Raw genomic sequence first — 23419 nt, 5'->3', positions numbered from 1 at the left:
TTGAATCATGAGCAAGAATAAGGATTATGCGGAAGAATATGCTGAATACGCTATGGAACAAATGCGGAGATACGGCATCCCTGCCTCTGTCACACTGGCACAGGGTATCATAGAGAGCAGTAACGGACAAAGCCAGCTGGCACGTAATGAAAATAACCATTTTGGTATCAAGGCTACACAAGCATGGATAGCTGGTGGTGGCAAATACAGTCTTTATACTGATGACAAACCGAATGAGAAATTTTGTAGTTATGGCAATGTCGGTAACTCGTATGAACATCATAGCCAGTTTCTCAAAAATAATCAGCGGTATGCAGGTTGTTTCAAACTGTCACCTGACGATTACCGTGGCTGGGCTAAAGGGTTGGAGAAAGCCGGTTATGCTACGGCAGGGAAATATGCTTCCAACCTTGTCGGCATTATTGAAAAGAATGATCTGCAAAAGTATGACCAACAGGTAATGGCAGAGATGAAAGCGAAAGGACAAACGTTCGGAACGGAACAGGATCATCGTACTATGAATAGTAATATAGTGAATACTACATATAGTAATAGCGGAAAGTCAGATCATTACACGGTGAATGGCAATGGTTATTCATTTCCTTTGAAGCGAGATGAGTTTATGTTGGTCACTTCACAGTTCGGTATGCGCAAGGATCCAGTGGATTCGTCCAAACAACAAATGCACAAAGGCATTGATATACAAACTAAACTGGATGATGTGCTGGCAACGGAAAATCATGGAAAGGTCATAGCGGTCAATCAGAATGCTCACACCGCCGGTGGTAAATCAGTCACGCTGGAATATCAACGTGAAAACGGGGATAAATGCCAAATCAATTATTTGCATCTTTCTTCCATTGACGTGAAGATTGGAGATGACGTGGAGGCTGGTCAGAAAATAGGCATATCAGGCAATACTGGTACACGGACAACGGGCGAACATCTACATTTCGGAGTGAAACAGATAACTGCGGACGGAACATCAAGAGATATTGACCCGGCCGCTTACTTGGCGGAAATCGGGCAGAAGGGGAATATTCAGTTGCAAGTCTTATCGAATGGAACAGATCTGTTGGCCAAATACAAGGAGGCTGCACCCGGTAAAAATTCACAGATTGACACGACACTATCACCGGAATACTGGATGAAGAAGTTGCTGTCATCGGAAGACAGCGGAGTGGGTCTGTCATCAGGTGATCCGATTATGGAACTGGTAACAACCCTGTTTACCTCGCTGATGGCACTGGCGGTGCAAATTGATGGTAAATCGGAAGAAGAGAAAATGCAGGCTGCTACGGACTCTGCTATAAAAAAGCAGGTGGATTTGTCCACCTTGATGCCGTCGTTAAAAGAATGTAGTTTGAGCATTCAGGAGAATGGGAAAGCTCTTCTACAAATGAATGACGGAAAGAATAGTTATAACCATGAACTAAGTACCGTGGAAATGAACCGGCTACAAAGTACTCTCGGTGACTCAGGTCTGTCAGATACCGATAAACAGCAACGCATTGCGGGTATGGTGAATAATGCCTTGTTGACGCAACAGGCTTCGCGCAACTATGAACAAAATGCCAGCCAGCAGGAAAACAAAAATCTACAGATACGATGAAGACAATAGGGTTAATCTTGGCCATCGCTCTGGTTATTGCCTGTGCTTGGGCTATCCGCTATGCCATATATAGCTGTTTCGGGTTAATTGCTTCAGTGGCATACATGACAGTGGTTATCATCGGGCTGGCATGGACTATTTATGAGATGAAACATGCCTCGATGTCGGACGAATAATTAATTTCAAAATACAGAATTTTATGATTAAGTGTAATGTAACAGTCAATGGTGTCATCAGTCGTGCAGCGTCGATGCGCACCGGTAAAGAGGGTAAGGCATACATCAGTTTTGCTGTCAAAGTGAATGTGCCTTCAAAGGACGCGGATTCCTGCAAAGCAGTGGAGGTGAGTGTACTCCAGGAAGGTAACAGCAACGAACTCGCACAGTATTTCTTCGGTACACGAGTGGAGCTGAAAGGTAGTCTGACTTTCAGAAAACGTGAAAATAATTTCTATTTCAACTTCCATGCGGACTCGGTGGACTTCAACCCGGTAAACAATCAGGATGGCATTGCCGGAAGTATGGAGTTTAAAGGAACAATTGGTAAGCAGGTGGACGAAAAGACGGACAAGAAAGGCAGGAAGTATCTGATATTCTCGGCTTTCAGTACTGAGAAAGACGGAGATGTTTTTGAATATACTTGGGTTCGCTTTATTCGGTTCGCTCCCGAATATGAGACTTTTCTGATTCCTAAAGGGAAGATTCATATCAATGGAACTCTGGAAATTTCCATTTACCAGGATAAAATCAATTTGGGATGTAGAGTGGAAGAGATCAGTGAATGGGTCAAACAGAATGCCTAAAAGTCGAATGAAGAAATATTTTTTTAGTTATGGTGTATAAGAAGAAATTTAATACGGATGGGCCCAGTGCAGAAGATAGAGCGCTGGACCGTTTTGCAGAACTGATGATAGATAAAATCAACAATTTGCAAAGTGACTGGAAAAAACCGTGGTTCACTGAAGGAACTATGAAATGGCCCAAGAACCTGTCGGGGCGTGATTATAATGGAATGAATGCTTTGATGCTGATGCTCTATGCTGAAAAGAAAGGGTATAAGCTGCCTGTTTATTGTACTTTTGACAGGGTGATTGGGCTGAATTTCCAGAAAGACAAACAGGGGAACCGGACAGCGTTGAAAGATGAGAATGGGGAGCCATTACTGCAAGTCAGCGTGCAGAAAGGGGAAAAGTCATTCCCGGTTTTTATTACCACATTTACCGTGGTGGATAAGGACACCAAGGCTAAGATAAAGTATGATGATTATAAGAAGCTTTCGGACGTAGAGAAACAGAGCTATACAGTGTACCCGAAAATCCAGGTCTATTCCGTGTTCAATGTGGATCAGACTAATATGAAAGAGGCACGTCCTGAACTCTATGCGAAGATTGAAGAAAAAAATCAGCTTGTAAAACCAGCACTGAATGGTAAAGGTTTTTCGTTTTCTGCCGTTGATAAGATGATTGAAGACAATGGCTGGGTTTGTCCCATCGAGCAGCAACATCAAGATAAGGCTTACTACAGCATATTAAATGATAGGATTGTAATGCCGGAAAAATCGCAGTTTGTGGATGGAGAATCATTTTATGGGACACTTTTTCATGAAATGACGCATAGCACAGGGGCAGAGAGCCGATTGAACAGAATAAAGCCAAGTGTGTTCGGGTCGGAAGAATATGCTCGTGAAGAATTGGTGGCCGAGCTGGGTAGTGCTTTGGTGGCGCAGCGGTATGGTCTATCAAAGAATGTGAAGGACGAATCGGCTGCATACCTGAAGTCCTGGCTTAATAGTCTGAAGGAGTCGCCAGACTTCATCAAGACTACTCTGTTTGACGTGAAACGGGCATCGGCTATGATAATAGAACAGTTAGACCAGATTGCACAACAAATAGACAATGAGAATTCTGTACAGCAGAATATTACAGAAAAGAGCGGCGAAAGCAGGGATAGCTGTAACTTTTATGCATCAGTGGCTTACCTCCAAAATGCTGATGACACACAGCTCTTAGACCGACTGCATGAGAATGGTAACTATGATCGGTTGCTACAAGAGGCAAAGGAATATGACCAAGGTGATGCCATCGACTTGGAGCATACCTTCAAATCACCAATCCAGAACCACAGTGATGTTCTGTTGGATGAGGATGACTACTATGCCGTGGTCTATAACAACAGTGTTGGCGGCACATACGAAATCATGCGTAAAGTACCTGAACAGGAAGTACGCAGCATGATTGAGCGTTATGGACTACCCAATACTGTCTCAGAGGATGTGAGGACAGTAGCCAAGTATATGCTAGCTGAACAGTTCGTCGAGATGACAACCAAACGTATGCCTATATTTGAGATGAACAATGAAGAAGTGTTGCAGGTACAGTACAACAAAGAGACTGACCATCTCGATGTCGGTACTGTCACTAATATCGGTCTTGCCGTGAAGCACTCCTTTGCATCTGACCATAGCTTTACTCTTGATGCCAATCTGCAAAGTGTCCATGAGCAACTTTCTGAGATGTCGGAATACCAACACGAGAAAGCGGATATTGGTGATGTGGATAATGATGGTATCATGGATGAAGTGGCCCGCGAAGAAAAGCAGCCGGTGGAAGAGGTTGAGGAAGAGGTGTATTGCAGGAGGGGGAGATAAGTAGTTTTAGGACTAGCCCGTTAATACACTAAGAATAAATCTCATTAATTCGTTAAATATGCGCAAAAAGAAGATTTCTTTTCAGAGTTTCTTGTTCTAACCAAAAAAACTCATACTTTTGCAATGCTCATCTGTAGACAGAAGGAGTTTCGAGGCTCGTTATATCCTGACATATATCGAGCCTTGCTTTTTATAGTATAATTCCTTTTTTCATTTTTTTCTTGATTTGTTTCCCTCCATATTCTTTATTCAGATAATAAGAAACTGTTTTGAATTTATAATTTAACCCTGTTAAGCATAATTTGTATCATTGTTAGGTATATCATGGTTTGTGAAGTTTCTGGAAGTACTTCGTAGTCTTTACTGAGCCTTCTAAAACTTTCGAACCATGAAAACGTTCTTTCCATAATCCATCTTTTAGGTAGTATCGTGAACTTTTTGGCAGCATCAGGCCTGAGTAAAATTTCCAATACCCACCCAAATGTTTTTTTCACATTCTCAATCAATTCGCCTCTGTATCCTCCATCAGCTACAATCTTTCTGAGTATAGGAAATCTACCTTTGAGATTACTAATTACATCAACAGCTCCTTTACTATCATGTATGTTTGCAGCGTGAATAACTACAATCAAAATTAAGCCAAGCGTATCAGTGATGATATGTTGTTTACGCCCTTTTGTCTTTTTACCTCCATCAATACCACGTGATTCACCACCATTACGGGAAGTCTTTACGCTGCGACTATCGATCAGACCCAAACTGGGGCTTTTATCCTTTCCACTCTGCTGTCGAACCATATCTCGCAATGTTTCATGCACTTCCTCTATAAAACCATTGTTTCTCCATTTACGATAATAATAGTAAACTGTATTCCAAGGAGCGAAGTCACAAGGAAGCATACGCCATTGACATCCGGTTTTTACCAAATAAAAAATACTATTAAAAATAGAACGAAGAGAATGTTTTCGCTTGCGGTCCTTGTCATCTAAAAGATTTTCTATAACTTGCTACTGTTTATCAGTTAGGTCAGTACAATATCCCATTTTATTACTCTTTAAATATGATTTGGTCGTTATATTTAAAGATAAGAAATTGACAGGAGACTGCCAACTGATAGACTTTTAAATTAAATCAAAACAGTTTCTTAATTTCCATTATATTTCCTCTATAAATGAAGGATAATGCACTCTTTATTTTTTATTGAGCACGCTTATAAATCAAGATTTTTTATGTAATTTTGTGAGTTAATTCTGTAATCCTCAGATAGGTATTAAGAAGTGGATATAAATTAATAAAATATTATGAGTCTGAATCCGTCAAATGATTTACTGCTTTCAAATTTAAGTGTACGTTTAAGAGAGTGTGATAATTCACAACCGATAGGAAGTGGAGTATTATATTATCATCCTGATCTAAAAAGCCAGATTTATATACTAACAGCTGCTCATTGCTTATATAAAGATGGAGATAGCTTTACAGAGCCACGTGAAGGGATCAAAATTGATTTATTTAATGGTAAAATTTATATATACAAAAAGATAAATTATAATCTTGTATCAGCCTGTATAGAAAGGGATGTGGCAATTATTGTAGTAGATAAAAATGAAATTCTGTCTGTCATAGATTCCTTACCTCGTGTCGAGATTATAAAAAATCATCTTGCGATCTCCACCTTTGTTGCAAAAGGATTTCCATTAGCCACTCAAGGAAAAGAGATTGTCTGTATCTACCCGGAATGGAGCCAGGATTTTGTTCCGGAATGTCAATTTCAATTAAAGTTGAATGATGATTACAATGCTGATGAAATTGATGGATTCTCCGGAAGTGGAATCTATCTTCATACCGATAATAAATTATTTCTGATGGGTATATTTACCCGTTACCGTGAAGAAGGTAGAGGACGAATTATTTATTGCCAATATATAAACCAAATAAATCAGCTTTTGAAGGAAAACTATCTGTCCCCTCTTCCTTATTCTTTTATCGGAGGACCAGGATTAACACGTGATGACTTTTCACGACGCATTAGTAAAGCTATTAGTGACTTGGGACCTCGATTTAATGAAGAATTGAACTTTCGTTTACCTATAGTTTCCTGTTTTGAAGCCCTCGGGAAAGAAAATATATATAAGAAGAAAATACAACGTATAATTGACCGATGGTTGCTAAATAACGGAAGGTATGGTTATGGATTAAATGACCATTTGAATAGTGTATCAGACAGTATCAATCAGAAGTTACAAGAAGAACATTTAGCGATAAAAGAATTTGTAAAAAGTTGGTTTAATGAGGTTATTGAAAAGTGGGAAGAACCTCTCCCAATCCATATTGAAGACTTCATAGAAAGAATAAATCAGTATAATATATCTCTGGAAGAAACATCCAGAGTAATAGATTCACCAACTAAATCAACCGCAAAAAAGTACGAAAAACGCAGTAAAAGCATTAAGCATATTTATGAGCAGATTGAATTGAATAGCTCATTACTTCAAGATTTGGAAGAGTTAAATATAGGCTTATTCAACAATCCTTTGCTACTTATTAAAGGAGATGCCGGTTGTGGAAAATCTCATCTCTTGGGCGATATTTCTAATTGGAAAATAAAAGAAGGGAAACCGGTTATTCTACTATTAGGACAACAATTTATAGCGAGTCAGAGCATCAGTCAAAATATCATAACTCTTCTTGATTATCGGGGAACTTTCAGTGAGTTATTAAATGGAATTAATGAAATTGGCAAACAGATTAATTCCCGTGTATTATTTATGATAGATGCCCTGAACGAAGGAGGGGGAAAAGAACTTTGGAGAAATGGTTTATCCGGATTTATAGATGAGGTTGCATCATATCCATTCATTAGCCTTGTAATAACTGTGCGTAGTACTTATTATAATGCAGTTATTCCAGAGCAAGTACAGAAAAAACCAGAACTCACTCAACTCACACATCAGGGATTTGCAGGAAATGAATATGCTGCTTTACGTCTTTTTTGTGAATATTATGAGTTGAAACAACCACAATTCCCAATTTTGAATCCTGAATTTACAAGTCCTTTATTTCTTCATTTAATTTGTCAGACTGCAAAATCAACACCTTCAAAAGAAATTCCATTGTGTTTTGAAGGATTAACAAATATATATATTAATCATTTAGAATATATAGAAAAAAGACTGGAAGAAAAACGTGAGGAATATGCTACTCATCAAGGGATTGTAAAAGAAGCTATTTATGAATTAGCGTATGCATGCTACAAAAAGGTTAATGACAAAAAACTAACGTATAAAGAAGCTGAAACATTGTTTCGGGAAAAATTTAATGACTTTCGTTTTTTGATGCATGATTTAATTGCAGAGAATGTTATCGTCCGGAATTTATACAGACATTATCGTAATAGGGAAGAAATAGAAACTATTTATTTTGCATACGAGCGATTTGGTGATTTCTATATGGCAGAACAATTGCTAAATATGTATTCATCTGAAGAAGAAGTTCGTATGGCTTTTAAAGAGGGTAATGAAATAGGCTCTTTATTAGATAACCCTTGGAAATATGAAGGGATAATAGAAGCAATGGCATCACTTTTACCTGAAAAATTTAATTTAGAACTATTTGAAGTTTACGATTGGGTTTTTGAAGACTCCAAAGGAAGGCATACAACAGGAGGACAAATTATAGAATATATACTTAATAGTTTAAGATGGAGACAAGGAAAAACGATAGATGATGAAAAGATATCGAAATGGCTGAATTCAGTTGGATTCAAGTTAAATTATGATTGGCTTAATCGCTTGATTGAAATGTCTGCTTTACCATCACATCCTTTCAATAGTGACCGGTTAAATAATATCCTGAAACGTTTTTCGATGGCTGATAGAGATTCATTCTGGCAGGAATTTCTTCTATATTATACCGGAACAGACGAAGGTCAGGCTTTTCCTTTTAGTCGTTTAGTTGATTGGGCATGGCAGCCGGGTGTCTCGACTTTAGTGGATGCGGAAACCGCAAGATTAACAGCACAGACACTGATCTGGGGCTTAGCAACGACGAACAGACAATTAAGGGATCAGACCACAAAAGCATTAATCAATTTATTGGAAGAGCAACTGCCTGTATTAATTAAATTGATGATTGAATTTCAGGATGTTTCAGATTTATATATAGCGGAGCGGCTTTATGGTGTGGCATACGGCTGTGTATTACGAACTGCCCAACTGTCAGCAGTTCAGGAGTTAGTACAATATGTTTACGGTCGGAACTTTGAAAATAATACTCCACCTGAGCATATCCTTTTGAGAGATTATGCTCAAAATATAGTAGAGTTTGGTATTTATAAAGACTTGGCTCCAAGAGTGGATATAAGTAAACTACGTCCTCCTTATCAAAGTGATATGCCAACCGTTTTTCCAACCATAGAAGATATTGACAGAAAATATAAACTCGATTATCAGGATGATACTATTCCTAAGGATTATTTAAAACAAAACACAATTTTAAGTTCAATGACCACAGAATATGGTCGCGGTACGGGAAGCTATGGTGATTTTGGCCGATATGTTTTCCAAAGTGCATTGAGCAACTGGGAGGTAGATGTAAACGGTTTAAGTAATATGGCTGTTGAATGGATCTTTGAAAAATATGGCTATGATCCTAAAAAGCATGGAGAGTATGAAGAATATTTAGGTTATGTAGGTAGAGGTGGGCCTGAGATAGAACGTATCGGGAAAAAATATCAGTGGATTGCTTTATATGAGCTTTTAGGTAAGGTTGCTGATAATTGTGAAATGGAGTCTTCATGGGGAAATCAAAATCCTACGTATAAAAGTATATGGAATTATTATATACGAGATATAAATGTAGGATACATTGATCGAACACAAGAAAACTCAGATGAAAACTTAGAAACAGAATCTGATCCAACTCACGTAAACGGTTGTTGGGATTATGCCAACTGGGATCAACCTCTTGAAGATTGGCTTATAAACCAGCAGGATTTACCTTCGGTTAAAAACATTATTCAGAGAGAAGATGAGGAAGGGTCTCAATGGCTATCTCTGGATTCATTCATTAAATGGGAAGAGCCAAAACAAATAGGTGAAAATACTTATCACAGATCTCGACGGGAAATATGGTATATGATAAAAAGCTATCTGATACATAAAGAGGAAAAGAAAAAGGTTGTAGAATGGCTAAGTACACAGAATTTTCATGGGCGATGGATGCCTGAATCAGGAAATACTAATGATGTGTTTAGTCATGAGAATTATTGGTCACCCGCTTCTCAGGATGATTATATAGAAACGGACGTTTGGGAGGAAATTGAGAGAGGAAATTTTGATGTCGCCCTGACTACCCATAAAAGTGCCGGTGAATTTTCCCAGGATAAGTCCGGAGCTCATAAGAGTTACGAAATGCCATCTAAAATAATTTGGGCAGGAATGGATATGCAATATGGGAAAATGGAAGGTGTTTTTGAAAATGCATCCAATAAAGTTATCTGTAAATGCGTTTCTCCAGATGATCCACTTATATTAAAATCGGATTTTATGGAATTTCTGGACCGGGAAAATCTGGAGATTATATGGACTGTATTAGGAGAAAAATTATTTGTAGGTAAAGATCATTGGGGGGGTCGCAGTATTATCAATGGCGTTTTTACATTAGAGAAAGGTGAAATTAGTGGAAAAATAAATTTAACAAAAGAAACCATTAAAAATGACTGATTGCACAATTACTTTTTACCCAGCGGGCTGTGCTGACGCTGCTAAGATTCGTTATAAAGGAACGGATAAAAATATGCATACTATATTTGTTGATTCCGGTTTTAAATCTACCTATGATTCCTTTCTCTCTCAAGAAATTGCTGATTTGGAAAAACTTGGAGAGCAAATAGACTTATGTGTAATAACCCATATACACGACGATCATATCAAGGGTATGGAAACATATGTGAAACATATTCTGACCGGAAGAAAAAAAGATCTGGTTGGTACCTGGTGGTATAACATACCCCGTTTATCAGCCAAAACATTTCCAGCTATAAAGAGAGCTACTTCAGTAAGTAGTGCCAAATCCATCGGGAGTGCAGATCTGTTAAGTGAATATCTTATCAAAAATAGTCGACCGGTTACTGATATAACGACTGGAATGGAAACTGTTGATTTTGCTGGTCTTACTTTTACACTTTTGTCTCCTTCACCTGAAGGTCTGGCTTCTTTGAAAGATAAATATATGTCAGCAGATACTTTATTTGAGAGACAGGAATGCCAGAAAATAAGCGAAGCTAAAAGCGCAAAACAGCGTGATCATTCAACGCGTTTGAAAGATTTCGATTTAGATAAAGGAGAAGAGGATGATTCTGTAGAAAATAGAAGTAGTATCGCCTTTTTTACTACTTTCCGGGAAAAGACAGTTTTATGGCTTGCAGATACACACGCATCAACAATCGTTACTTCTTTAAGAGAAAAGGGTTATAGTGAAGAAAATCCACTTGTTTGTAATTTAGTAAAGGTCTCCCATCATGGTAGTATAGGTAATAATAGTAATGAGCTTTTTTCTTTGATAAGATGTGATACATACTTGTTCAGCGTAAATGGAATTAACAAACATTCTTTACCTGATAAAGCTTCTATGGCACGTATTTTACGGAATCCTATTCGTCCTACTGATATGCATTATATCTTTTATTTTACTTCTGATGATGATATCTTACGTAATATATTCGAAGTAGATGGAGAAGAGGTTTTTGGAGAATTCAACTTTTCAGTTTTGTATTCAGAAACTGTTTTGAATTTATCATTTGACCCTGTTAAGCATAATTTGTATCATCGTTAGGTATATCATGATTTGTGAAGTTTCTGGAAGTACTTCGTAGTCTTTACTGAGCCTTCTAAAACTTTCGAACCATGAGAACGTTCTTTCCACAATCCATCTTTTGGGTAGTACCGTGAACTTTTTGGCAGCATCAGGCCTGAGTAGAATTTCCAATACCCACCCAAATGTTTTTTCACATTCTCAATCAATTCGCCTCTGTATCCTCCATCAGCTACAATCTTTCAGAGTATAGGAAATCTACCTTTGAGATTACTAATTACATCAACAGCTCCTTTACTATCATGTATGTTTGCAGCGTGAATAACTACAACCAAAATTAAGCCAAGCGTATCAGTGATGATATGTTGTTTACGGCCTTTTGTCTTTTTACCTCCATCAATACCACGTGATTCACCACCATTACGGGAAGTCTTTACGCTGCGACTATCGATCAGCCCCAAACTGGGGCTTTTATCCTTCCCACTCTGCTGTCGAACCATATCTCGCAGTGTTTCATGGACTTCCTCTATAAAACCATTGTTTCTCCATTTACGATAATAATAGTAAACTGTATTCCAAGGAGCGAAGTCACAAGGAAGCATACGCCATTGACATCCGGTTTTTACCAAATAAAAAATACCATTAAAAATAGAACGAAGAGAATGTTTTCGCTTGCGGTCTTTGTCATCTAAAAGATTTTCTATAACTTGCCACTGTTTATCAGTTAGGTCAGTACAATATCCCATTTTATTACTCTTTAAATATGATTTGGTCGTTATATTTAAAGATAAGAAATTGATAAGAGACTGCCAACTGATAGACTTTTAAATTAAATCAAAACAGTTTCTAAGCCGTCAGAAGAAAATATGCCTGTCCCTTGCGTTGCGGCTCTCATCACAGTATATATTAAAGGTCTTGTTCATAATCTTACTTTTTTTGATTTGCAAAAATAGCATTTTTTGTGAGAATTAGATTTGCAGGACATTGAATCATTCTTCAAGTATTCATTTCCACATTTCCTTCATAAAACGTTTCAGAAATCTTATTTTCGCCTTAACTTTGCACCTCAAAATAAGATGGATAAAGCCTTAATTATATATTTCATTCTACTTGCGGTTACTGTTGCCGCCATAAGATTCGCATTCTACTGCTTAAAAAAGGCCGGAGAGGCATACTTCTATGCAGCTCAATTGACCTCCGATCAGTCATTGAGAGGAAAACTTAGCAGAAAAGCAGTGTTAGCAGGAAATAAAGCAGCTTACCCTATTTATGCTCTTTCTAATCCGACCGAATTTGATAGCCATAAGCCGATGGAACCATTCAAATTTAAGGGAGTAAAGTGTATCTTCTCTGATTATTATTTCCCCAATCGCTATCGTAACGACATCGGTTGTGAACAACGATTCTTTTGTGATGAACTGTTGGAATTTAAGGATGGCAAACGAAATGGTTACGAGTTTTTTATGAACTGTACGGAAGCGTTAAATCCGGAAGATGATTGTGTCATCATGTTTATGCCTTGTAGTAAGAACTGGCATTATAAGAGACGGTTTCGTGCATTGAACGATTTTCTTGAAGATTACTATCCTGAATCCTCTGATGGCTATAAATTCATCACTTATACGGGGGAACGGGAAAGTCTTCACCTGACCAAAGACCGGACAAAAAAGAGTTTGGAGCAGAATTACTACATTAATTGTGATTTGACTGGGAAAAGAGTAATCGTAGTCGATGATTTATTTACCACTGGGTGTAGTCTCCTTGATTTCAAAAAGCAAATTGAAATGAAAGGTGGAAAAGTGGCTTATGCTTTATTTCTGGGTAAGACATTCCAAATGCCTGACAATTTTGATATCTGGTTCACTGCATGGTGCAATAAATGAAAAAAGGACCGACTTTCGCAAGCAAACCCCTATTGTTTCCATTACCATTTTATTTGGCACAAAAATACCGCTAATTTTAAAATATGCGGTAGTTTAATACCAAAACATTCACTCATTCACTTAAAAAAGGAACCTACTTTCACAAGCAAGCCCCTTCTGCAACTGTTTAATTTATTACGGAAAAGTTATTATTCGACTGTTATTTACTATTTGAGGAAAAGCATCACAGAAGTGTTTCGGTTGGCTTCCTTCGGTGTATATGCATCAATCCCTCCTTTATTGACCTCTGAAATTCGACTTTTGTCAATTCCTCGATGCAACAACTGTGAGTAGATATATTCGGAACGGCTGGCTCCTAAACTATGATTGATATCAGATGTTCCGGTAGCACTGTCAGCAGCACCACAAACCCTAATACTCAGATTGTATTGTTTTGTAATCCTGGCAATCTCATCCAAGTTGACCAATTGAGAAGCATCCGTAAGATGATTTGTGCCTAACTCAAAGAAAAAGAAGATAGGTGCGCCTATGCAACTTTTTCCTTTTGACAGATCGGAAAGATAACCTTGTAATGATGATTGGTATTCGGAAGAACTTCCAAACTTATAATTTTCTGTTGAACTCTTGCCTTGAATAGAATCACCGCTGAGTGAATCACCCGGCCACTGAATACCCTTCAATCTTGAGCGAAGGGAATTAAGTCCGCTGTAATCGTTTTTTGGATAAAGTTTCTTTGAGAGGCTTTTCTTTTCCTCATTTTTTGAACGATTCTTATACAAATCAAGTAATCCTTCAATCTCCAGAATCTTTTTCAACTCAGCGATTGATTCTGCATCTTCATTATGTTGCTTGGCCAACAGAAAATTGCAATCGCTTAACGAGGAAGCATAGTCAATTAACCATTCATTTTGCTTTATATAAGGACTGGCATCCACCACTCTTTTCCAGCCTACCTTTCCGATGCAGAAAGATAGGCCGGCTGTGAGGCTCATCAGATTATCACCGAATCTATTGGACGCGCTGCGACCGTCAAAGTCCTTAAATGTAGTAGTGCCGCCAAGTTCCATAGTAAGGTGAATCCTTTGAGAAAGACGATATTTCCCCGTCACGCCATAAGAGAAGGCAAAAGGAGTGTTCCCATTATCCTCGTTATGTATGATGCCAAGTCCTGCATAGGGAACAATCTTCCATTTTGGTTGGTCACGGTTATTGTAATGGTGAGACAATACGTTCCATAAAAAATCAGCATGTACACTCTTGTAGGATTGCTTATACAACAGACTGTTTTTAAGTTTGAATCCCTGAAAGGAGACTCGACCACCAATGGCCGGTGTGAACCATTTCCCACCCGAAACAGATAAAGTAGGCTCTATCCGATTGAACAAGTCGGCACACCCTAACGGAGAACCGACAAATGCCGAAGCTCCACCGGAAATGCCCAGAAACCAATTGCCATTCCATATCCTCGCAGAAGTTATATTTTCAAGGTAGGACGGTTCAATTGGTTCGAGCATCTCCAAAGAAGCATTATGAACAACAAGACTATCTAAAAGGCGGACATCCCCAGCTTGCGCATTCAGCGATAAAGCAAGTGGTAAAATCAATACTATTTTCTTTATCATTGTAATCTAAATTTTAAATATGGAGCAAAGAAACTGTATCTAAATGAAGTGAAGAAAGGTTCTACTTCCAATCAATCTGTATTTAACCTGCGTTCTATTTTTGAGTAAAAATCATACCTGTTATCATACTCAGATACTATCTTCGGATATTTTTTCCACTTGGCTTCATCATCCGATGAGCCATCATCAGACAGCGACGTGCCCAAGCCCGGTCATCTTCATCTTCTTTACGTCCCCAAGGGAGATCGCTTCCTCCTCCACCTCCTCCGTGTCCTTTCGCAAAGTTGGTCGCCTGATCCACCAGATTGGCATATAGGAATATGGCACATTTGATAATATCTTCGCCTCGTTCCGCCATATCTTGTAACAGTGAATCATCCAATGATTCTTTCGTTCCAAGGCTGAGAGTTGGCAAAATCAATTTGAAATCTCTGATCAGGTCATCCAAAAGCACATCTGCCAATCTAAAGCGTACTTGCTGGGTTAGATTGGATGTCGAAAGCCTAAGCTGCTGCTGGTATTGTTCTGTCATATCCTTCGCCTTGTCTTTAAGGCTTTTCAACTCATCCAACTGTTCATTGGCTTGTTCAAGTTTTGCCTGTTTGTCCGCCAAATTATCCAATACTTTTTGAAGCTCATTATCCAGTTCCTTGATTCGTTCATGTAACTCTTCGGAGTTCCCTTTGCCGTTTTTCAATTCTTCATTAACAGCGGCAATTTCTTTCTCCAACTCATCTTTTCGCTGTTCCAAATTCAAGGTCATCGTGGTGAGACCCTTGACTCTCTTTTCCGCAAACCGGATATCGTCATAGAGCTGCTTGAGTATTTTCTTGTTCTCTTCAATCTGTCCTTCGAGGGTGGTACACTGACCGGAAAGTTCACGCTTGTATTCTTCCGTTGTGCGATGTTTGGCACCCGTTACGGCAATACTGTCTCCACGCTTCAGTCCCCACTTCTCATTTACCTTGGCCAGTTCATCGTGAAGAGCCAGCATGATTTCCTTGTATTCATATTTATCCTTGCCTGCAAACATTTTTTTGAAGGCAAATTTCTTGTCCTTGTCTATTGGCAAAAGAGTCATGTGAATATGTGGATTGGTTTCATCGAGATGTACAATGAAGGCGACAATGTTCTCCTCGCCCCATCTGTCACTTGCGAATCTGTACATATCCTGTGCCCACCGTTCAATATCCGAGCTTCGTTTTATGTGAGAATTGTCAGCACCCTGTGTAAGATCCACCTTTTGATTTCCGAAAGCTATTTCAAGCATGCGCTCACGAGTACCGCCAAAAATGAAATTGACCACCGTCCGGTACTTAGGTATTTCCCGACCTTCATTAGGATCTTTGATGCCACGTTCTGCCAAGTTCTCTGCCATCAGTTGAGGAATGTTTTTACGCTTATCGACGGAGGAAACAATCCCTCCCTTTTTAATCTCAAAATTGAGAGGCTCACGGCTGCGGTCATAGTTTCCGGTGTCAACAGCATTGTTCCAACCCTTCTCCGACCATTTACGCTGATGCTCGTTACTTTGACCAACCGTTATCCCTTTCGAGGCGCGGATATCCATTACCTGCTTCATTTGTTTCGCCATATTTTTTTGTTTTTTTCACAGCTTGCTGCCTCGTTAGAGCCTATTTCCCATTGCAATTTTGCAAATGGGGTATTAGGCTACCCACAGAATGAATTCTGTGCCTGAAAAGGCAAGCCTTGTGCCTTACAAGAGGTCAAGACCTCCGAAGCGAATATCCTTGCTGGGGTGGGAGGGGTAGCTTCATGAGGCTGTGTTCTGTTGAAGCGGGGCTTTCTGTTTTCTGCTGAGACTACAAGTTTGCGGTAGTTTCTATTTTTCATTTTCAATGGGGGCAGAACGGAGTATCATTCCGTAGTGCGCAAAGATTACGTTCGATAACTTTTTGACTTCTGCCGGAAGTTCGGACAAACACGGTTTGAGTATCGGACTTTGACCATTTGAAAAAAGAAGGCCACCCAAAGAAAGCAGGTGCCAGAATTCAATGAAGTCATGGTGGCAATGCTCGGTAAAGAGTGTGGCGAGTGCCGCATTCACATCGGGCTGTTCCGGGATGAGATGGGAGTGGCTCAGGATGACATGTGAGATGAACTGGTGCAACCGTTTCCCTGTATCTGCTTTGCTATCTGACATTTGTGGCTTGAACAGTTTGTCGGTATCCTTGAAAAAATCGACACCGGAAGAGAGCATCTCTTCTACACTAATATATCCACTCAGCCATCTGACAAGTCGCTGCTCATCTTTGATGGGCAGAGCCTCGTTCTTATCATGTTCTGAGGGTTGGGTATAGCGCATGGTTATTACAAAGAATTTGCCCTCTGATAACATATCAGCATAATTCATGGCAACCAACGTGTCGAGAAAGGACTTGACCGTAACCCTATGCCAATTCCATCTTTTTGCAAGGCCGGTGACAGTCACTGTAAACTGTCCTTGATGCAAATGAACGGTGGTACCGAACCGGGTTTCCTCCGATTGGGTGCTTTTGCTCATTGCCATGTTCATCAGTTCACAGAAGGCATCCAATTTTGATGTCCGGTCTGTAGTTCTGGGACGAAGATAGTCAAGCAGAAGCTTGTCTGCTTTTATCTGGTAATTTGCAATAATTTCACTCATGGGTGTTATCTGTTTTAATAATAATGTTTTGATTCTAATCTTAGGATTGGAAGGGATAGTGACTGACAATGAACTACTGTAATTGTCTTGTTGGGGCATGTATATCGGGCGAAAGAATTTTTCCGATCAATCCTATTCATTTATAAAGTTTGATTCTGTCATGTGACAGTCAATTGCCATCGAAAAAAGAAATCCAATTATCAGTCATTCCAATCGTAATAGAAGTGTCGTATTTCTCTTGGCTGTCCCATTATTTCCTTGTGATAATCAGGAAATGAAATTCGCTCACGTACTTTTCGTGAGGGGTAAAATATCGCTCCGAATGAAAGAATCCATATAGTGACGGTTGTCGAAAAGAAGATCGGAACAAACAGACAGGCTATGGCAATGATAGCACTGACGAAAAGCGTCCTTCTGTTCTGTAGGTAATAGATGATGCGCTCTGTGAAACGATGTGAGAACAGAAAGATAAAGGCGACCGATGAGGGAGCTAGGTCATATACGCTTTGAGCCATATTGACATAGTTGAAATGGAACAGCAACAATATCAGTAGCAGCATTAGTGTATAGAACTTACGCCAACAATGGCGGCAGGCCATGTGCACATAGAATTTGGTCATTCTCTTTCCATCTGCTCTATAGCAAAATAGGGAAAGTAGGAGTAATAATACGGGTAATAGGATGTGTATGCTATTTGTAATCATTTCCGCTATGTTTCTAATTCTAAAATAATATGTCCGAAAGAGGCTTTCTTGATGATTGCTTCCGCATCTGAATAGAGAAGCTGTTCGTTCCGGCAACGCTTTCTGAACGACGGGTTTTGCCTTAACGCACGTATGGCATTGTCCAGTTCAAACTCAGGAATACGCCAGCATTGGCCTTTCGGGTAATTGTAGTTAGACCATTTGACGACCAGGCACAAAATCCGGCAGTGAACGGGGTAAAAGCTCCCACCGGTATGGAAACTGAAGGTTTCTTCTGTGTTGGCATCCATGACATCCACCCATGTATAAGTGGTATGGATAAGAGTGACCAATTGATGATACAGCTCCGTTTTCATATCAGATGAAATCCCGTAGCAGTTCATCAATTTTGCGGTTATAAATAAACCGCCCATGTTTGCCTGTCTCTACCAGTTCATTACGCAACTCAACACCCATGACTTCCAATGACGAATACAAGGTAACGTAGATGGTGTCGCATTGACAACGCTCATCTGCGATGGCATTGATTTTATACATGTGGTCAAAATGCGGGTTAGAGTACGCGCAGCAATGATGGCCAAAGATGGTATCTTCCGAGGGGATGTGATGGTATAAAAGGATTAATTCCATCTGATCCTCCAGTTCGTCAATCAATTCCTCCAATGAGTACTTTTGGGGTAAAAGGAATGTCAGCAATGCACTTTCATCGGATAGTTCCGCTCCCTGAATAAGAGTTGAGACAATAAGGTTGGGCATCTCCAGAGAAGCCAACATGATGAAACGTTCGATATGTTCCTGTTGCATATGGATGTGGTTTATAAATTATCAATATAGGCTTTCATCAAAAGTGCCGGAAGCTCGTTTAAGTCAATAGGAAAACGTCCCGATTCCAACTTACTGAAAGATTGCGGCATTTCAGCAGCCAATTTTTCAAGTGATTCTTTTTCTTCTTGCGACAGCAGTGTATAGGAGAAACCGTCTATTGACAGCCAAGGTTGGAGAAGCATCCATAGGTATGCCGTTGCCTGATTGCTGTCCTTGAAACTCAGTTTATGTACGTCAGTCACGCAAGTGGCGGCGTTTTGAAGTAACCGTCGGTTATTGCGCATGGTCATGAGTACCACTATTTCGGTTTTACTCATTATGGGCCGTTGGCGACTTGATGAATCAAATATGCTTTTGACCTGTTGCTCTGTTTGGGTTTTGATGTTGGTAAGAGATATATCTCCCCAAGAAGACAAGTGTCCGAGAAATAGCCTGAAAGCGATGTCTTCGGATTTTAGAAAATGAAGAATGTCCTGCTTTGACCGGATGCCTTGGGCCAAAGCAGAGTTCAACGTATTTTCGTAAATCTGTATTGTATGACGCTTATCAACCGGTTGAATCGCCATGGAGTCCATAGAATGGAAAAAAACGTGAGCCGACACGACTAAATCTTCCACTTCTCTTGGTAGCTTTTGGTTGGACAATTTATCCAGAACGTGATAATAATCTTTGAAATTATGAGAACTGCCGTCAATCAGACGTTCAAATTCAATAATTATTGAGTCGTTGATTACGTCGTATGCGGACTTGGCGTGATAATTCTTATTATTGATACTGTCCCGATTGATGCAGGCGAAAACAGAATCACTTACCGTTCGCCATTCATGGGCTAAATCAACAATGAGATCTGTTGAAGCCTGATCGTATAGCCTGATCCTATGCAGGAGATTACTGTAGGCATTAATTGCCTCATTGGAATCCTGAAAATGAAGACCTTCCTTTGAGGAACAACTTGGCAGGAATAAAAGAGAAAACAGCATCAATAACGTATGAGTATGATTCTTTCTATATCCGATAAAAAGTGATGCGGCACATCCTGCGTATTGTGTATATTTCATCTGCCATTGATGCAGATTTCTTTTTAATGAAAATCGCTCCATATTGTCTATTCGATTAAAAATTTGAATGCAAATGTATAATATTAAAATCCTGCAAAGCGTCATCTATTGTTCGATTTAATCATTCTTATATAATCATACTCAAAGTATGATTTATAGAATTGATTATAGATCAGTTAAATGATAAAATATAACAGCAAAAACTTACTGTGAAAAACTCTCCGTTATTGATAAGCAGAATACTATTTTGGAAGCCTGAACTACCCGAAAATACACGAAATTTTTCATATCAGAATATGTCGATGTTTCAGACAAAAGCATATCTGCATTTGTCTGACAGCCGTGTAATGGCAAAAAAACATAAATCATACTCATTTTTGGTTTGAGTATGATTTATTCTGTTGAAAACATTGTAACTTTACTCACAAATTTCATATCTAAAAAGTAAGCTATGGCAAAAGTTGGCTATTTGATGCGCTCCGCTCATTATGATGGTGCTGAATCCGATATTGAATGGATGAAGAATTATGGTTGTTGTGAGATTGTAGAAGAGAAGCCGGAACATGAGAAACTTCGTCCGCTATGGAACAAAGTGCTTGGAAATCTGCATAAGGGTGATGAATTGGTCGTGCCAAAACTGAGCAATGTATTACAGGGCACTCGGCAACTGGCTTTCTTCCTGGAATTCTGCCGGATGAAAGTCATTCGGATGATCTCTATCCATGATAAGATTGATTCCGGCAATGAGTTGTTTCCCGAAACCAAAACGTCAGATATACTGCTAACCATCGCTTTATTGCCGGTAGAGGTGAATGCCAACCGGAAGTCCACTAATCATATACGCCAACTGAAAAGTAAAATCAAAGTCCTTACTTCTGCCGCACATAATAAGGCAGAAAGAGCCAAGCTTGTGGTGAATATGTATAAGAGTGGTCATACCATTGATGACATCTGGAAAACAAGCGGATTCAAGAGCAGAAGTTCCATCTTCAGAATATTGAATGCAGCTGGTGTGAACCTGAATAGAGGATATACGAAAGGTTCGCTTGGCCCGAGAAAAGGGAAAGAAGAATAAATATTCCTTTATTGCATGTGTTTGTTCTATTTTTTGAGGTAATTAATAGATTATAGAAGAGTAACTTTATGCTGAAAAAGAGAAGATCATTTGAAATAAGACGAGTAATTGAATACAATGAATTTTTCGTCGGTGAGAAACCCATTGACGTTGTTGCCACGCTAAAGCTGTTCAATAGGAACAAATTAATTCGCATGGCTACAATCCTGAGTTTGTATTATGGTAACTTGTATATACCAGACGACAAGCGAACATTATTCTCTGATAGTAGCAAAAAGCATATGGATTATTTGAACCTTTGCTTTGACGCTTACTTTATGAGAATTGGTTGTCAATCTGGACAGAAAGTTGAAGTTGTTACCTACAGGACAGGCTTAGAGTTGTGGAGATATATATTTGCAATAAAATCAGATGAGTATCAGAATACTGTAAAGGAGGAAGACATAGAATTGCTTTTATTTAAGGTTGTTCTTACTCTCAATGCTAGCACTTCAGGATGCGTTGAACCCCACATCTGTCTGTCTGAACCGGGGCGGCTATTCTTATCGGAAAGGCGACCGTGTAATGCAGATACGCAACAACTACGACAAAGGAGTATTCAATGGAGACTTGGGGTACATCGAAGAAGTAGATATGGAGGAACGTACTCTCATTGCCAGTTTTGACGGCATTTCGGTAGAGTATGAAGTTTCCGAACTCGATGAACTCTCTTTGGCATACGCCACCACCATTCATAAATCACAAGGATCGGAATATCCGATAGTAGTCATGCCGGTATTGATGAATCATTATGTGATGCTTCAGCGAAACCTTATCTACACAGGCATTACCCGCGCCAAGAAAATTTGTGTACTTATCGGTACCACTAAAGCACTGGCTTATGCCATCCACAATATGCCTGTTTTGAAACGCAACACGAAACTCAAGGAAAGATTAAACCCAGCATTGGCTGCAAAAACAGATAAGCCGATTATAACTCCGAAAGTTATTCCATATCCAGAACACCCAGAAGCACCCTGTTCAATGGCAGCGGAAGATACCGTTCCATACGGAAATAAAGGAAAGTAAATGTGAGGACATCCTTTTTTTTATTTTCTCATGATTCTGTGCATGATAAATAAATTGGCCACAACGATAGCAAACCCGGCTACCGCTAATAACATATTCATCACTAAACACTATATCGTCGTATACTGTTTTACGTAACGTTTAGTCAGGCTAAACTACCAATTTATTCTTTGCTCGTAAGCCATTCTCCTAATAAATTTTGTTTCTCAAATTTATTCATTCTAAGATAATCGTCGAAATCAGCATCTTCAGCAACTATTATCATACCATCAGCATCAACAACAGAATACTCAGAAACGAATTGATCAATCATATTTATCAGACTTTTTCTTTTTATCAGATCATCATATAAAAACAAAGTATTAATTGAAACAGCCATTACAGGTTGGCAAGAGATATCAGAAAGTTCGTTCTTTTCTACTAACTGTTCATTAAACCATCTATTGAGTAGAGACAATAAACCTGGTTGAAGAAGTCTTACATCCTCAAAGACTATTAAAGGATAGTAAGCCACAGCATCTGGAATATTTGTATCCCATTGGAATTCATCAGCCTCAATACTATCAATGTGATGGATTAGCTGGCCAATACCAATAGGTTCTGGCTCAGTCTTGAACGCCTTTCTTTTAGGGTCAAGATTCTTTGTCTTTAAAACAATCTTCTCATGAAGTTCTTCAAGCAATCTTGAATAATCCCCATCATCTCTTATTACTCCATTCATTTTTATTGCCTTGCACTCTACGAGAACAATATTATCTTGAAAACGACAATAAAAATCAGGCTCATGGGGATCCTCTTTTTCCACAGTGGAGTTTTGTGAAGGATATGTAAATTGTGATGTGGGTATGCAATTAAAGAAAGTCTGCCTAAACATTATTTTTTCAACAAACTCCTTATTGAAATCATAAAATCCAACACTACCTTTCTGGCCATTAATCAAAGGTGCGAAATCAAAATAAAGACTATTAAAAATTCGTTCGCAAAGCAACTGGATATTTATCACAACATACCCAGAACCATCTTCTAACTTGACGAAAGGTTTTGATCTGAATATCTTGTAGTCTACATTTTCTTGCCTCTTATCTCTTCCCTCCAAATCATTGTAAGGTACAAATTCATTCTCTTCTATATACAAAGATTCCACAAGAGAAGGAGAAAACAAATCAGTCTCGTCATGTGTCTGTATTATGTAGGGTTTCAATATAGGAACACCACCGTGTTGGCTAACTCGATACTTTTCAGTCTCGTTAGCGATATACAGTAAGGTTGTCAGATACTGTTTCCAAGAAGTAATGCCCCATTTTTCGAACAATATCTTTGAGGCAGTAGCCAGTACCTCATTCTGATCTATAGTGTTCACAAGATGATAAAAACAGTAAAGTTGCGGCTGTAGAACAGACTGAAAGGTGTAGTTGTTAGAGTCATTTGTAAGAAAACTATTTAGGAATAGCAGTTCATCCAACTTAGAT

General features: G+C 39.0%; 17 protein-coding genes and 2 pseudogenes. 9 read left to right on the top strand and 10 right to left on the bottom strand.

The features are described from left to right. Positions 1–7 precede the first annotated feature (7 nt). Genes ACKPCE_RS12975 through ACKPCE_RS12960 form a run of 4 tightly spaced genes read left to right on the top strand, consistent with a single transcriptional unit; the run spans position 8 to position 4258 of the window. A complete protein-coding gene (locus ACKPCE_RS12975) occupies positions 8–1612 on the top strand; it encodes a glucosaminidase domain-containing protein (RefSeq protein ID WP_319505497.1) in 1605 nt (534 codons plus the stop codon). After that, entirely contained in the window at positions 1609–1788 is a 180-nt protein-coding gene (locus tag ACKPCE_RS12970; RefSeq protein WP_319505496.1) for a hypothetical protein, read from the top strand. Before ACKPCE_RS12975 ends, ACKPCE_RS12970 begins: the two co-directional genes overlap by 4 nt. A gap of 23 nt (positions 1789–1811) precedes the next feature. After that, the gene (locus tag ACKPCE_RS12965) at positions 1812–2414 is read left to right on the top strand and encodes a hypothetical protein (RefSeq protein WP_319505495.1); all 603 of its coding nucleotides are present in this window, start codon (positions 1812–1814) and stop codon (positions 2412–2414) included. A gap of 29 nt (positions 2415–2443) precedes the next feature. Continuing rightward, a complete protein-coding gene (locus tag ACKPCE_RS12960) occupies positions 2444–4258 on the top strand; it encodes an ArdC family protein (protein WP_319505494.1) in 1815 nt (604 codons plus the stop codon). A 275-nt stretch (positions 4259–4533) separates the two neighbouring features. Here the strand turns inward: ACKPCE_RS12960 and ACKPCE_RS12955 are convergent, their stop codons facing one another. Then, a complete protein-coding gene (locus ACKPCE_RS12955; RefSeq protein WP_319505971.1) occupies positions 4534–5259 on the bottom strand; it encodes an IS5 family transposase in 726 nt (241 codons plus the stop codon). 300 nt (positions 5260–5559) lie between these two features. Between ACKPCE_RS12955 and ACKPCE_RS12950 the strand changes: the two genes are divergently transcribed. Then, a complete protein-coding gene (locus ACKPCE_RS12950; RefSeq protein WP_319505493.1) occupies positions 5560–9978 on the top strand; it encodes a hypothetical protein in 4419 nt (1472 codons plus the stop codon). Then, complete coding sequence (locus ACKPCE_RS12945; RefSeq protein ID WP_319505492.1) at positions 9971–11089, top strand: MBL fold metallo-hydrolase; 1119 nt, start codon at positions 9971–9973, stop codon at positions 11087–11089. Before ACKPCE_RS12950 ends, ACKPCE_RS12945 begins: the two co-directional genes overlap by 8 nt. Here the strand turns inward: ACKPCE_RS12945 and ACKPCE_RS12940 are convergent. Next, positions 11051–11814, bottom strand: a pseudogene (locus ACKPCE_RS12940) (IS5 family transposase). The gene ACKPCE_RS12945 and the pseudogene ACKPCE_RS12940 overlap by 39 nt on opposite strands. 330 nt (positions 11815–12144) lie before the next feature. Between ACKPCE_RS12940 and ACKPCE_RS12935 the strand changes: the two are divergent. Beyond that, entirely contained in the window at positions 12145–12951 is an 807-nt protein-coding gene (locus ACKPCE_RS12935; protein WP_319505491.1) for a phosphoribosyltransferase, read from the top strand. A 206-nt stretch (positions 12952–13157) separates the two neighbouring features. Here ACKPCE_RS12935 and ACKPCE_RS12930 read toward each other — a convergent pair whose 3' ends face one another. From ACKPCE_RS12930 to ACKPCE_RS12900, 7 genes are all read right to left on the bottom strand, one after another. Continuing rightward, positions 13158–14573 (bottom strand): OmpA family protein, encoded by a 1416-nt coding sequence (locus ACKPCE_RS12930; protein WP_319505490.1) that lies wholly within the window; start codon positions 14571–14573, stop codon positions 13158–13160. Between the two features lie 136 nt (positions 14574–14709). Then, positions 14710–16167: a MobV family relaxase gene (mobV, locus tag ACKPCE_RS12925; protein WP_319505489.1), complete on the bottom strand. Its 1458-nt coding sequence runs from the start codon at positions 16165–16167 to the stop codon at positions 14710–14712. A 249-nt stretch (positions 16168–16416) separates the two neighbouring features. Continuing rightward, positions 16417–17319, bottom strand: a complete 903-nt coding sequence (locus tag ACKPCE_RS12920) for a hypothetical protein (protein ID WP_319505488.1) — start codon at positions 17317–17319, stop codon at positions 16417–16419. A 101-nt stretch (positions 17320–17420) separates the two neighbouring features. Beyond that, positions 17421–17840, bottom strand: a complete 420-nt coding sequence (locus ACKPCE_RS12915) for a hypothetical protein (RefSeq protein WP_319505487.1) — start codon at positions 17838–17840, stop codon at positions 17421–17423. An 89-nt stretch (positions 17841–17929) separates the two neighbouring features. Next, on the bottom strand, positions 17930–18280 hold the full coding sequence (locus ACKPCE_RS12910) for a hypothetical protein (protein WP_319505486.1): 351 nt from the start codon (positions 18278–18280) through the stop codon (positions 17930–17932). A 1-nt stretch (position 18281) separates the two neighbouring features. Continuing rightward, positions 18282–18728 (bottom strand): hypothetical protein, encoded by a 447-nt coding sequence (locus ACKPCE_RS12905; protein ID WP_319505485.1) that lies wholly within the window; start codon positions 18726–18728, stop codon positions 18282–18284. An 11-nt stretch (positions 18729–18739) separates the two neighbouring features. Continuing rightward, positions 18740–19807, bottom strand: coding sequence for a hypothetical protein (locus ACKPCE_RS12900; RefSeq protein WP_319505484.1), 1068 nt, complete (start codon positions 19805–19807; stop codon positions 18740–18742). A gap of 451 nt (positions 19808–20258) precedes the next feature. Here ACKPCE_RS12900 and ACKPCE_RS12895 point away from each other — a divergent pair, with 451 nt between their 5' ends. Beyond that, positions 20259–20882 carry a recombinase family protein gene (locus tag ACKPCE_RS12895; RefSeq protein ID WP_319505483.1) on the top strand — a complete coding sequence of 208 codons (624 nt, stop codon included), beginning with the start codon at positions 20259–20261 and terminating at the stop codon, positions 20880–20882. Between the two features lie 483 nt (positions 20883–21365). Further along, a pseudogene (locus ACKPCE_RS12890) lies at positions 21366–21950 on the top strand (ATP-dependent DNA helicase); the annotation flags it as partial. 163 nt (positions 21951–22113) lie between these two features. On the opposite strand, the gene ACKPCE_RS12885 reads toward ACKPCE_RS12890, so the two are convergent. Continuing rightward, a complete protein-coding gene (locus ACKPCE_RS12885; RefSeq protein ID WP_319505482.1) occupies positions 22114–23412 on the bottom strand; it encodes a hypothetical protein in 1299 nt (432 codons plus the stop codon). Positions 23413–23419: the final 7 nt, after the last annotated feature.

Source organism: Bacteroides graminisolvens, from assembly GCF_963666085.1.
GTDB lineage: Bacteria > Bacteroidota > Bacteroidia > Bacteroidales > Bacteroidaceae > Bacteroides > Bacteroides graminisolvens.
Note: the sequence above shows the minus strand (reverse complement) of the source record. Positions and strands in the feature narration are given on the sequence as shown.